Origin of the sequence: Bacillus sp. T33-2 (assembly GCF_002860205.1) — a bacterium.
Taxonomy (GTDB): domain Bacteria; phylum Bacillota; class Bacilli; order Bacillales; family Cytobacillaceae; genus T33-2.
The window spans coordinates 1-13,127 of the sequence record NZ_PGVB01000034.1; the positions used below are offsets into that span (position 1 = coordinate 1).

The 13,127-nt window shown below is 41.6% G+C and carries 8 protein-coding genes; 3 read left to right on the forward strand and 5 right to left on the reverse strand.

Annotated features, from left to right (window positions below; genetic code table 11):
• Positions 1-77: 77 nt before the first annotated feature.
• On the reverse strand, positions 78-1,700 hold the full coding sequence (locus tag CVD19_RS19905; RefSeq protein WP_101584874.1) for a DUF4179 domain-containing protein: 1,623 nt from the start codon (positions 1,698-1,700) through the stop codon (positions 78-80).
• Positions 1,678-2,244, reverse strand: coding sequence for an RNA polymerase sigma factor (locus tag CVD19_RS19910; RefSeq protein ID WP_101584877.1), 567 nt, complete (start codon positions 2,242-2,244; stop codon positions 1,678-1,680). Before CVD19_RS19910 ends, CVD19_RS19905 begins: the two co-directional genes overlap by 23 nt.
• 312 nt (positions 2,245-2,556) lie before the next feature.
• Here CVD19_RS19910 and CVD19_RS19915 point away from each other — a divergent pair, with 312 nt between their 5' ends.
• Entirely contained in the window at positions 2,557-4,992 is a 2,436-nt protein-coding gene (locus CVD19_RS19915) for a S8 family serine peptidase (protein ID WP_257985214.1), read from the forward strand.
• Positions 4,993-5,674: 682 nt separating this feature from the next.
• On the opposite strand, the gene CVD19_RS19925 is transcribed toward CVD19_RS19915, so the two are convergent.
• Positions 5,675-6,292: a PH domain-containing protein gene (locus CVD19_RS19925; protein ID WP_101584881.1), complete on the reverse strand. Its 618-nt coding sequence runs from the start codon at positions 6,290-6,292 to the stop codon at positions 5,675-5,677.
• A gap of 230 nt (positions 6,293-6,522) precedes the next feature.
• On the opposite strand from CVD19_RS19925, the gene CVD19_RS19930 reads away from it, so the two are divergent.
• The gene (locus tag CVD19_RS19930; RefSeq protein ID WP_101584883.1) at positions 6,523-7,941 is read left to right on the forward strand and encodes a vWA domain-containing protein; all 1,419 of its coding nucleotides are present in this window, start codon (positions 6,523-6,525) and stop codon (positions 7,939-7,941) included.
• A 123-nt stretch (positions 7,942-8,064) separates the two neighbouring features.
• Here CVD19_RS19930 and CVD19_RS19935 read toward each other — a convergent pair whose 3' ends face one another.
• Complete coding sequence (locus CVD19_RS19935) at positions 8,065-8,604, reverse strand: hypothetical protein (RefSeq protein WP_101584886.1); 540 nt, start codon at positions 8,602-8,604, stop codon at positions 8,065-8,067.
• 270 nt (positions 8,605-8,874) lie between these two features.
• Between CVD19_RS19935 and CVD19_RS19940 the strand changes: the two genes are divergently transcribed.
• Positions 8,875-11,253, forward strand: coding sequence for a DUF4084 domain-containing protein (locus tag CVD19_RS19940; protein WP_101584889.1), 2,379 nt, complete (start codon positions 8,875-8,877; stop codon positions 11,251-11,253).
• Between the two features lie 162 nt (positions 11,254-11,415).
• On the opposite strand, the gene CVD19_RS19945 is transcribed toward CVD19_RS19940, so the two are convergent.
• Positions 11,416-13,101 (reverse strand): methyl-accepting chemotaxis protein, encoded by a 1,686-nt coding sequence (locus tag CVD19_RS19945; protein ID WP_257985215.1) that lies wholly within the window; start codon positions 13,099-13,101, stop codon positions 11,416-11,418.
• Positions 13,102-13,127: the final 26 nt, after the last annotated feature.

Sequence of the window (13,127 nt, forward strand, 5' to 3'; positions counted from 1 at the left end):
GACGGGTGATATGCAAAAATCCTTCTGAATTACGAAGAAAAACTTAAGTTCAATCTATATAGATTAAGATTACTAAATTAATATAATGGAACTCTCCATTCATCCTTCACTGGATATATGCGTTTTACAGAGAGCAGGTGCAATGTTAATTCTTCAGGCACTTCATCCATATCATACGAAATTAGCTCGATTGATGTCTTGTAGCGGCCATGCTCATCTTTTTCATAGAGAATGGAGCCGCTAGGATAAACAAGATAGGTTTTTCCTTTGCCATCTTCTAAAGCCCATTCGCGAAGCTCTGTGGCAGCAGTTGTTTCCATGCCGCCCTCCATTTCAATTTTGAAGATCTTTTCCCTTTTGACCGGGATTAACGACTTCTGAAATGAATATTTACTATCTTTTTTCGCTTCCTTGATCGTCATAAAATTGCCTTCATATTCAAAAGAAACAGGTTTGTTCCTCAATTCTTTTGGATTAATTTTTATGGAGAAATCCGCAGGCTCGGTTTTGATGATCCCATCCAGGACAAAAGTGAGTTTTCCTTCATCCTTGGTTGGTACGAATGACTCATTCCAGGCTGAACGGCCGAATTCGCCCAAGGGACTGCCAGAACTGCTCAAGAGTTGTAAGACACTTTCTTCCGGTTTTACAAACCAGGCATCGCGATGATAAACAGGTTTCTTTTCCTCGTTTTCAATGTGATATTGCAGTGCTGGCCCATAGCTATCGAAGAATTCTACGCTTTCCCTGCCAAACTTTTTCCTGATTACACCCAGCTTTTCTTCCAACCTCGATTGTTCCTCTTTGGTTAAAGATGTTTCATACAATAATTCATCGGAAGAAGGACTATGCTGTACTTCCTTCATTTGAATGTTCACACCATGCTGAATTGTATTGGAATCCTTTAATGGAATGATCGTTGTCAGTTTGCGGCTTTCTGTCAAATCTACCGGAATTTCCAGTTTCCAGTTACCCTTTACTCCGTCCAGCTCCACCAAATCCAGCTTTACAACGAAGTTCTCCAGGGAGTCATACTCCTTTAAAGAAAATTCGATTAATCCGTAGTCAGATCCCTCTGACCAAGCTGTGCCCGCGGTTAGCTTATCAAGTCGTTTTCCATTTTGGTCGACTGCATAGACATCGTTCTTCGATTCACCCAGATAGAGCTGGGAATCTTGTGCTTTTCCTTCATTATTTAAAATTTGATAGGATAACGCAACCCGGGACGAATCAGCAATAACATCCTCTACTATGAAAGTAAGCCCTTGATCCTGCACTTCCAGGTTGACCCGCTGTGCAAGACCATTTTCAGTTGCCATTCTTAATCCTTCGTCCACCTGGTCTGTTGAGAACAAACCGCCGATCCACTGGGCAAAGCCGGGATTTAGTGATGTACTTAGACCAACGACCAAAATGATTCCTGCTGCTGAAAGCATGATGCGTTTCCAGGGAGTCCGCTTCTTGGGGAATACTTCCGGTTCATAAGGATCAAGCTGATCCAGGACTAGTGATGCAAAATTATCGGGCAATGTCGGCGTTTGCAATGTTTCTTTTAAAAATTCTTGTTCCTGCCTAAAGGCTTCGATTACATGCTTACAACCAGTGCATCTTGTTAAATGGCTCTGAACAAGAACAAGTTCTTGTTCAGTAAGAAGGTTATCAACATAATGTGAGAGTTTAGCTGCCGTTGGACAGTTCATCGAAATAGCCTCCTTCACGTTTCACTGTTTCTCTCATTTTGTTCTTGGCCCGGTGAAGCTTGATTCGGACTTGTGACAAGGGAACCCCGGCCAGCTCACTTATTTCGTTATAGCTTAACTCATTAACAAATCGTAAAAGAATTATCATCCGTTCATCTTCTGGCAGGGTTGCGATCAGCCGTTCTAGTTGCCTCTGTTTCTCTTTTTTTAAAAAAATGACTTCAGGGTGATCAGGGTTGACCACTTTTTCATAGCTCATTTCAATCTGTTTCATTTTATAGCGCTTTTTTCGGAACTCATCCATACAATGATTGATTGCCACCCGATAAATCCAGCTGGAAAACGAGCCCTTCTCATCATATTTGCCGAGCTGGTGATACACCTTGATAAATGCATCCTGTACAAGGTCCTGTGCATCCTGGGGGTTTTTTGTCATCCTTAAAATCGTGGCATACAGCTTATTTTTATATTTATTGATGATATTTGCGTAGGCTTGTTTGTTGCCTGACAGCACTTCCCGGATCCACTGCTGCTCCTCTTCCATTTGGCACCTCCTGACTTCAATTGAGGTTGATCAATTCCTGTTACTTTGTCATCTATAATAACGGGTTCATTGTTGAAATAATTACATTGGTTCAAAAATATTTTTTAAATAACGAAAAGTAGAAACAGGCTGGAACATTTTTGTCGTTCTTCGCAAACCCGCCTATATCTCTAATCCTTAAGCACTACTGCAAATTACTCCTTTTTTCCAACTATAAATATACCGTTCTGTCGATAGATAACAAGGTTAAGTGGTGAGATAATTTCTATAAACATTAATGACTGAAATTTCAGTGAAAAAGGAGTGCTTACTTTGAAATTAAGAAGGTGCATTTTTACTTTGGCCATGGCAATTGGTTTATTGGCAGGCTTGTTTTTACCTTCTGCAAATGCGAACATGGCTGGCCTGTCCCTGGCAAATGGAGAGATAACCGTAGCAGCGATGGACCGGCACCTTTTGGAGGAAATGAAACAAAACACTGGATTAATCAATGTCATTGTTACTTTCCATGGAGACAGTGCACCGACGGGAGATAATATGAAATTATTAAAATCACTGGGCATAACGAAGGGGCTCTCGATGCAGTCATTGCCCATCGCCGGGATTTTAGCGACTTCGGAGCAAATCAAAGCTCTTTCCAAAAACAAAAATGTGCGGTCACTTTATTTGAATGGTAAAGTGGAATTTTACAATGCAGAAGCAAGAGAATTGACCGGTGTTGATAAGGTCCGTACCAATGACGCAATGAGAAAAGCGAACGGCGGGCTGCCTGTGTCCGGCCAGGATGTCGGCGTTGTCATTAATGACAGCGGAGTGGATGGAACACATCCTGATTTAAAGCTGGGAGGGAATCTTGTACAAAACGTGTTGGGAACAACAAACCTGACAATGTTAAATGGACTGGCGCCAGTGGTCTATCTTGAGGATGTCCCAAACACAGATACAAACTCCGGACATGGAACCCATGTTGCAGGTACTGTTGGGGGCACAGGGGAAATGTCTTCCGGATTATATGAGGGTGTTGCACCAGGAGCAGACTTGATCGGCTATGGCTCAGGAGCAGGGGTGCTGATCCTTGATATGATTGGCGGGTTTGATTATGCTATAACGAACCAAAACCGCTACAACATCCGGGTGATCACCAACTCTTGGGGCACAAATGATGACTTCTTTGTAGACAATCCTGTTAATGTAGCAACGAAACGGTGCTATGACCGAGGAATTGTTGTCCTGTTTGCAGCCGGGAATGCAGGTCCTGATGAAGATACACACAATCCCTATGCGAAGGCTCCATGGGTAATATCCGTGGCCGCCGGGCAGAAGGATGGAGAACTGGTGGATTTCTCTTCACGGGGAACCCGGGGTGTCGGGGAGACATTTACAGTAGACGGCGAAACTTGGACGTGGAAGGACGAGCCGACAATAACGGCACCAGGTGTTGATATTGTATCCACCCGGGTTATTGCGCCGCTTGGTGCTTTATCCATAACGGATGACATTAATCTGGCACCCGGGCATGTGCCTTTCTACGCACACATGAGTGGAACATCAATGGCGACACCGCATGCTGCGGGTATAGTTGCCCTGCTGCTCGATGCGAATCCATTATTGTCACCGGCTGAGGTAAAGGGCATTTTAAGCAAAACCGCCACAAATATGCCTGGACGCGAAGCTTATGAGGTTGGTGCGGGTTATATTAATGCATACGCTGCTGTTGACCAGGCATTCAATCAAAACAAAAAATATGGAACAACTGTCAATAAAAATAAGACCTTTAACGCGTATGCGACGAACAATGTTATCCGGGAAAATTATGAAATGCAATATAATCCTTTATCGGCGAACGAAATGACATTCAAAGTACAGGAACAGCAGGCGCAGCTGGTGGCTAAAATGTATGCGGACGGCGACCATTATACGGAAGAAGGCGGCAATCCATTAGTGTTCACCATAACCGATCCGAATGGTGTTTCTTATGAATCAGGATTTAATCCTTTGTACAGCATCGACCTTGTCAATACGATCAGCGTCGACAATCCGGCCGCAGGTGAATGGAAGCTGACGGTCAGTGCCCATGCCGGTGCGGCACTTCCCGAAAAAGTCGTCGGAACGATTACACAGAAGACTGCCAGCACGCTGAAAGGGTTAAATGATATCGATGGCCATCCGGCTGCCGGTGCGATTAAAACAGGAATTTATGAACGGCTGTTTGATGCGAAGGCCGACGGGAAATTTTATGCAGATGAGCTATTGACACGGAATGATCTGGCGGCTTATTTAGTAATGGGTGCCAGCATACGCCAAGTCGCCCAAACAACGGATAATGCAGCGGTTGACGCAGTAACAAGCAGAGGTGCCGCATTGAAAGGAAAGCATCAATATGATGGAGTAATGCTGGCAGATGGAGCCGGGAAGTTTAATGGTACCGGAAAACTATCGCGTGCCGAACTGGCTTATTCGCTTGTTCAAAGCCTAGGTCTACAAGAACAGGCAAAGAGTTTCAACGGTGAGGTTTCAGTCTCTTACAAGGGAGAAAGGCTGCCGATCAGTGATGCCAATCAAATACCTGCCGAACTAAAGGGCTATGTCCAATTGGCACTTGACCTTGGCATCCTGAATGCACATTTCACCACAACGCAGGGACCGTATGACTTAGAACCAACCATACACGCTACGATTAAGCCGGCAACTAATGTTACGCGAGGAGAATATGCGGTAGCAATGACACGGTTCTTCAACACATACTGAATGCTGGAAGTTTTCACTGATAACAACAAGGGCTGTCGACACTGTCGGCAGCCCTTGCCATTATCTTCGTGAACCAATGCATTGGGTTTCCATTAACGATTCTTAATTAAAGGGGTCTAGGGAAGCTTCTACTTACTTATTTCAACGCTCCAGAAGATTTTGAAGGACAATTCTGCGGTCAACTCACTCGTTTTTGTCCATCATACCCATTATGACGGACAGAATTTCCTATTCCGCGGCTGATTTTGTCCATCATACCCATTATGACGGACAGCTTTTCCTATTCCACGGCTGATTTTGTCCATCATACCCATTATGATGGACAGCTTTTCCTATTCCGCGACTGATTTTGTCCATCACACCCATTATGATGGATAATTTTTCCTATTTCGTGGCTGATTTTGTCCATCACACCCATTATGATGGATATTTTTTCCTATTTCGTGGCTGATTTTGTCCATCATACCCATTATGATGGACAGCTTTTCCCAGTTCCTACGGGGTTTTGGCTTTAACCAAAAACGGTGAAATGCACGGACAGGTAAAATAAAAATTTGAAAAAAAGCATGCCAAAACGGCATGCTTCTTCAATTGTTGATGAAGTTTTACATCTCCCATTGAAATATATCCTTTGACATGATCATAGTACGTAATAATGTTCTATGATGCCCCTTTGCGTTATTTAATTATTAATATACTTTTCAAAAACATACCCAAAGTCTCTAACGTTAAACTTTTTCCTGCTGTTCATGAGCCAGTTAAATGCAGTATCATTGATAATCTTAAAGTTATCGACAATGTTGCTGTCATTGTTTGCGGCTGTGCGGCCAAGGGTGGCAGAGGCTAATTTCAGGCTTTGCTCGGCGTATTCCATCGAGATTTCATTTTCCTTACAAATTTCTGAAATTTTGATAAGGGCTTTATATAAATCTTTTAATTCTTCAATGTGTTTTTTATGTACATCGATTGAGAAAGCCTCTGAACCAATGACAAATTTAATTTCCACATCGAGGTCAACAGTTCCTGCAGTTTCAAGATACACATTCGAAATGGAATGCTCCCGGTAGCTGTAGCGGCGGAGTGTCCTCTTTTTGCTTACTGCACTGGTACCGTCCAGGTGTATGAGAGCCTTGTTTGTAAAGCAATATTCATCCGACTTTGATTTGATTAGGAAGTATATCTTTTCGTTGTCTTCGTGCATGACGTAATCGTCGGCATCTACTTTATCGTAATCAGCCGGTTGAATTACACTGCCTACATCACTTAATCCAAGAACATCTGACGCCATTCGTTTGAACAAAAACACCATCCCTTTCTTTTTTCGTCTTCAGAAAAAAATATCAAATCTATTTTAACATATGCTGTAATATTGTTAGGCTGATAAAATAAGCAAAATATTAAAAATAGATTTTGGCCAGAAAAATAGTCCAAACAGCCCAGAAACATAAACATGGTTAACATCGTAAATATGGGGTAACTAAATATCTGGTAATATTTTCTGAGATAGAGGTATTTTGGGAGGGTTAGAGATTGAAGGTAATAAAGAGAGGGTTTTTGATCAGCCTTGTGTTGCTCGTGGCGGCTGGGTGTTCGCACCAGGTTGAACCGGACGCAAAAAGCGCTGCAAAAAACAGTGAAGCAAAGCAGGCGGGACAAAGCAAACAGGAGTCTAAGGTAGAAGGTAACATCCCGGAGGCGGCACGCACTGTTGAGGGCATGATTAACCAGAAACCAGGCGTGCTTGTGGACAAGCATATCGACCCTGAATTGGAAACAGCGAGCGGTTGGAAGGGCATGGATTACATAAAATTTTATGACAAGACGTTCAAGCCACTAGCTGAAAAAGAAATCCGCAAACATTTTGAGAAACAGGAAAGCATCACAGCAGACAGCGCCTATAATTACCTGGTGCATATGCTCGGTTCAGGTCTCTATAAGGACTACTATGACCAACTGGTTAATTACGATCATGGCTTCGTAATGCCTGAGCTTCCAGAGGGTCCTGACCAAGTTGAAACAAAACAGAAGAAAGTTAATGTCATGGTACTGGTGGATGCGAGCGGCAGCATGAAAGAAAAAGTTGCCGGTGGAGTGAAAATGGATCTTGCCAAGGAGACAGTTGCAAAGTTCGTGGAACAGCTTCCTGCAGAAGCCAATGTTTCACTGCTGGCATATGGTCATGTCGGATCCGGCAGCGATGCGGACAAAGCAGAATCATGTTCAAAAATTGACACTGTTTATCCATTGAATAAATATGATGCAGTTGCCTTCAATCAATCCATGAACTCGTTCAATGCAGCTGGATGGACCCCGCTTGCCGGTGCGATTGAAAAGGCCTTTGAATTATTGCAGCGTTATAGTAATGAAGAATACCATAATATTGTTTATATCGTGAGCGACGGGATTGAAACATGTGATGGTGACCCAGTGCAGGCCGCGAAAAAACTGCAGGAAAACAATATTAATGCAAAGCTGAATATTATCGGTTTTGATGTCGACGACAAAGGGCAGCAGCAATTGAAACAGGTTGCCGAAGCTGGGCAAGGAACTTTAACGACTGTTAGCGATAAGGCAGAGCTCGAAACCACTATCCTGAAAAAGTGGCGCCCGACCATCGGACAGCTTGTGTGGACACAGGGTGTCACCCTTGCCGATTCCGTAAAGGCGACGGAAAGAATGAACAATATTTTTAACCCATTGTACCATTCCTCGGATAATGAAATGATCCGGATTCAGAATGCAGCTTATTTCCTGAATTCGGAGGAACTGATCAGCGATGAAGTGGAGGATGAACTCCTGCAGTTAATTCGGGAAATGCATGAGCTCCGGTACAGCCATTTCAAAAAAATAAGGGAGGAAAAAGACCAGCAACGGGAAGCTGCGGAAAAAGAAATTGACGGAAAAGTGGAGGAGTGGCGGAAACAATGGGAAACAGAGCCGCAAGGTTAATACTTTTCTTCAGTCCGCATGATGGTAATTAAGTCTACAAGTATGACGATGATCAAGATATTCTTATTTGAAGGTTCCAGAAGCATGATCTTCCGGGACCTCCTATTTTAAATGGGGTAAAAATTATGTTGTTCCGACCAATAATTGCTTCGATAGCCTCTTACCCAATTTGGAGTTAATGAGTTGCTGACTGTCCATTATCACTGGTATGTATTTTAGGTCATTTTTTTCTGATGTTAATCTGGTGACAGGCACATTAAATTTCAAAATGAAATCCTCATAAAATGTCGGGTTCAGCAATGCGATAACGTAGTCAGGCTTGTTTGCAACCAGGTATTTAACTATGAACGACAAAATGTTCAATAGTTTGCCCGTATATTGATAAACAGGGTTAATAGCCAATTTATCAAATTCAAACACTTTTGCATTATGTAGTTCCTTGTAATTATGAAAAGGAAAAAGTTCGTTAACAGGCGCATGAAGGTAATTATATGGGGAAAATTCAACGCATCCATAGTCACCCTCTATGTCACTGAAAATAAATCTTTCAACCCCTGGTGTTATATAAGATTCCAATTCAAATTCATTTTCAATCCATACAGGGATCCATATATCATCAAATCTTTCCATATCACGTTTGGTTTCTACACGAAAAACAGACAAAAAATTTCCTCCCCTGCACAATTCTTACATTAATTTTACCATAAATCGACCAATTATTAGAAGGTAAATTTGAATAAGATCGTGCAGGGCCATTTATAAGTGGATTATGGTGCTGCTGCGCAAGGAAAAAGGTCGAAGTTTTGTGACTTCTTGACAATTTTACGGTACAATGTTTGTAGAGTATATTACCTAAATTTAGTATAAATGTAAATGTTTATTCAGGTCTTTTTCATAGAATTAAAGCAGTAACTGTCGTCGGAGGGAAGCCATATGCGGAAAAGTAACAATATAGTTATTCTGTTTATAACTATTTATATTAGCTTGAATTATATATGGTTATTTCTTGATATTAATGATGAGCTTTTAAGGGGATTGGGCGGGGCACTATTTTCATTGTGTGCCCCTTTGATAAGTTCGGTTTGTTTATTTGTCGCTTTCTATAAATCGAAAGGATATAACAAATTTTTCTGGTTTTTTGTTTATTCTGGGGTTCAAAGCTATTTTATCGGAGAAATCCGTTGGACATACGACCAGCTTATCGTAACAAAGCCAGCAACTTTTCCAAGCTGGGCAGACTTATTTTATATGCTGACGATGGTTTTTCACTTGATGGCAGTCGCCACTATATTTTATGCGAATAGAAAAAATGTAAACTTTATTCGGTTTTTATATGATGTTTTGATCATCATGATTGTAGTAACGACATTCAGCTGGCATTTTATTATTCAACCTATATTATCGCAACAAGAAACGTTTAGTTTACATGTAATGGTTTCAGTGGGTTATCCAGTATTGGGCTTAATCCTTTTTTTCGCAATGGCAAGTCTTTATTTCAGCTCCAGGGATATTCTGCCCAGGAAAATTATTGTGTTAATTTTTGTTGCATGCAGCATTGAAATTTTAGCTGATTCTGTATTTATTCTTACCTCTTCAAATACATACTTTTTAGGAAGTTTGTTAGACCCGCTATGGTCGTTAGCCCTTCTGCTCTTAGGGGGAGCCGGAATTTTCGCTCTCGAGGATAGCAAGTTGGAAAAACGCGACTATCATACGGGTAAAGCAAAAAATAAGAGCATGATGTTTCTTGCATTCAGACGGTTGTTACCCTATGCAGCAGTCTTACTACTGTTTGTAGCGCAAATCGTGACAAACAAATTAAATAGCTTATCGACCGGATTCTCCATTTCCATTGTTTTGATTATCGTAAGACAAATATTCACCTTATGGGAGAATGATTCCCTTGTCAAAAAACTTCATAAACTAAATGAAGAATTAGAGCAAAAGGTTTTGGCCCGGACCAATGAAGTAACAAGAAAAAATGAAGAATTAGAGCAGATGGTCGCAAGCATTCAATTTTTGGCAAACCATGATGTATTGTGTGACTTGCCCAACCGCCGTTTTTTTGAAGCGACATTAAACAAAGTTATACAAAGATCGAAAATGACAAATGACAGCTTTGCGCTGCTTTTTTTTGACATGGACCGCTTTAAACTAATCAACGATACATATGGCCATACCTTTGGTGATTCATTAATACAAGGATTAGGAGACCGGCTAAAAAATTTCGCTAATGACAAATACTTCATTTCCCGCTTGGGAGGAGACGAATTTACTATACTATTAGAGAGTGTTGGAAATCGTGGGGAAGTGACTGAAACTGTCCAGACGCTTCAACAAATTTTATCTAAACCTTATATAATCGACGGGATTGAAATTAACCTTTCCATCAGTGTTGGGATCTCGCTTTTTCCGTTAAATGGAAAAACTTCGGAAGAACTAATTAAACAGGCTGATACAGCCATGTACCTGGCAAAAGAAACTGGAAGAAACAACTTTAAGTTCTATACTTCAACTCTAAAAGATGCCTACACAGCAAAATTAAATATGGAAAACCGCCTAAGGAAAGCAATTGATATGAACCATTTTACATTGCATTACCAGCCGCAATTAAATATTGAAACAGGTAAGGTCACGTGTGTGGAAGCATTGCTTAGATGGGAGGATCCCCACAAGAGGATTATTTCACCCGGTGAGTTTATCCCAATTGCTGAAGAAACTGGCTTAATTCTTCCTATTGGTGAATGGGTGCTTAGCACCGCATGTAAACAGATGAGATACTGGAATCATGCGGGGTATCCTGACTTGCGAATTGCAGTTAATATTTCACCAAGACAGTTTCAGCAAAAGAACTTTGTAGAAATGATCAAAAAGGTGTTAACCGACACCGGATTGAATCCGCAAAACCTAGAGATTGAAATCACTGAGACCCTTGCCATGTATAATATAGAACAAGTTATGCAAAAGTTAGAGTCATTAAGAAGGATAGGTGTTCACATTTCGATTGATGATTTTGGCACAGGGCATTCTTCCCTTGCCTATTTAAAGGAATTTCCTATCCAAACGTTGAAAATTGCACGCGAATTTATTGTGGATTTCCATGCCCCCGCAAACAAGGCCATTATTACAACTATCATTATGATGGCAAAGAACCTGAATTTAAACGTGATTGCAGAGGGAGTAGAAACAGAAGAACAGTTTTCTTTTTTGAAAGCTCATGAATGTAATGAAATTCAGGGTTATTTCTATAGCAAACCATTGCCGCACAAAGATTTGGAAAATTTGTTAAATGAAGCATATATCTTAAGCTAAGGTAAATTGCTGTGCTGCGAACTAATTAATAATGAAAAGGAGCCCCTTTCGAGCTCCTATCAGTTTCGTTGCCAGTCTATTACCGGTATATATTGAACGGCTTATTATGCTCTAAAAAACAACAAACAGTTGATTATCCAATCAACTGTTTGTTCCATTTTACTATATTCTGAACTTGTTCATGACTTCCTGAAGGTTCGTCGCCATTTTAGACAGTGCGTTGGCGGAAGCTGTTATTTCCTCCATTGATGCCAGCTGTTCTTCTGTAGAAGCTGCGACGCCTTGAGAGTGCATCGACGTCTGCTTTGAAATATTGCTCACTTCGGCTACAGTTGCAGTGACCTGTTCGGCCCCGGCTGCCATTTGTTGAGCCGTCGCTGCCATCTCGTCGATTTGGGAGCTTATATTATCCATCGAATGTAATATGTCATTAAAGCTGGATTGAGTGTTTTCTACAATTCCAAGGCCTTGCTGTACATCAACTTTCACCTGGTTGATAGAATCAGTCGAACGCACCATATCTGTCTGGATTTCTTTGACCAGCTGTGAAATCTGGGTTGATGACTGTTGTGATTGTTCGGCAAGTTTCCGCACCTCATCTGCAACTACCGCAAATCCCTTGCCGTGTTCTCCGGCGCGTGCCGCTTCAATCGCTGCATTTAGTGCCAGCAAATTCGTTTGGTTGGCAATTTCGGTGATCACCTTTGTAATTTCGCCAATTTCCTGGGATCTCTTGTCGAGCAGCTGCATCACTTCATCACTTACGTCTACCGATTGGTGGATAGCATGAATTTGCTGAACTGTTTGCTCGACATATGCTCCGCCTTGTTTCGCCTTTTCTGACATCTGTGCGCCTGATTCTGCAATCGATGAAGAGTTGGCTGCCATGTGCTGTATGCCCTGGGTCACTTCTTCTAATGATTTTGCACTTTCTTCCACACTGACAGTCTGGTTGTCGGCTCCGGTGGCAACCTCCTGAATTGCGGCAGTGATTTGTTCAGTTGCCTTGCTTGTGTGCTCGGCTCCAGCTGTCAGTTGTTCAGATGAAGCAGCGATTTGCTGAGAGCTGTCATTTACCTCCCGGATCACATCACGCAAGTTATGCTTCATGACATTGAATGAATCGGCCATTTCACCTATTTCATCTTTGTTCTTGACATTGATATCTTCAATGGAAAGATTTCCCTCAGCTATTTCCTTCGCTGCATCAGCCACTTCTTTAACAGGCCTGGATATAATGCGGCTGATATAATAAGAAATTGCCATTCCAGCTAATAATGCCAGGATGGATACTACAATAATAGTGATTTTAAGCTGTGTAGCTTGGTTTGCTGCTTTTGCACTTTCCGTTGCCAGAACGTCGAGGCACATTTCTTCAAGTTCTTCTGTTTTCGTGGTGAACTCGTTGGCAATCGGAGTTCCCTTTTCTTCAAGAAGTTTGACGTAGCCGTCTACATTGCCTTGTTTTTTATATTCAAATACTTGCTCGGCAACTTTCCCATACTCTTTATGAAGATGGTCCAGTTCTTTAAGCAGCTGTTGTGCTTTAGGGTTAACAAGAACGGATTGCAAGTATTCGTTTGGTTTCTCGTAATCTGCCTTCGCTTGATTGAATTCATCAATATGATCTTCATTTCCTGTGGCTAAATATCCTCGCACATCCCGCAATTCTTTTGTAGCTAAATATTTCAACTCATTGGAGCTCGTTACCTTTTTAACCTGTTCACTGACTAAAAATGAATATTCCTTCGTAATAGATGTGACTTGATACAGGCTAATGATCGCGATAGCAATCAACAGAATAAGAATCCCGGCGAATCCGCTATATAGTTTTTTACTGATGTTCATTCTTGGCTGCCTCCATTTTATTATCC

What these genes read in the sequence shown, in the direction of transcription:
- CVD19_RS19905 (WP_101584874.1), bottom strand. Translation starts at nt 1,700, where the DNA reads ATGAACTGTCCAACGGCAGCTAAACTCTCACATTATGTTGATAACCTT.
- CVD19_RS19910 (WP_101584877.1), bottom strand. Translation starts at nt 2,244, where the DNA reads ATGGAAGAGGAGCAGCAGTGGATCCGGGAAGTGCTGTCAGGCAACAAA.
- CVD19_RS19940 (WP_101584889.1), top strand. Translation starts at nt 8,875, where the DNA reads ATGCGGAAAAGTAACAATATAGTTATTCTGTTTATAACTATTTATATT.
- CVD19_RS19945 (WP_257985215.1), bottom strand. Translation starts at nt 13,101, where the DNA reads ATGAACATCAGTAAAAAACTATATAGCGGATTCGCCGGGATTCTTATT.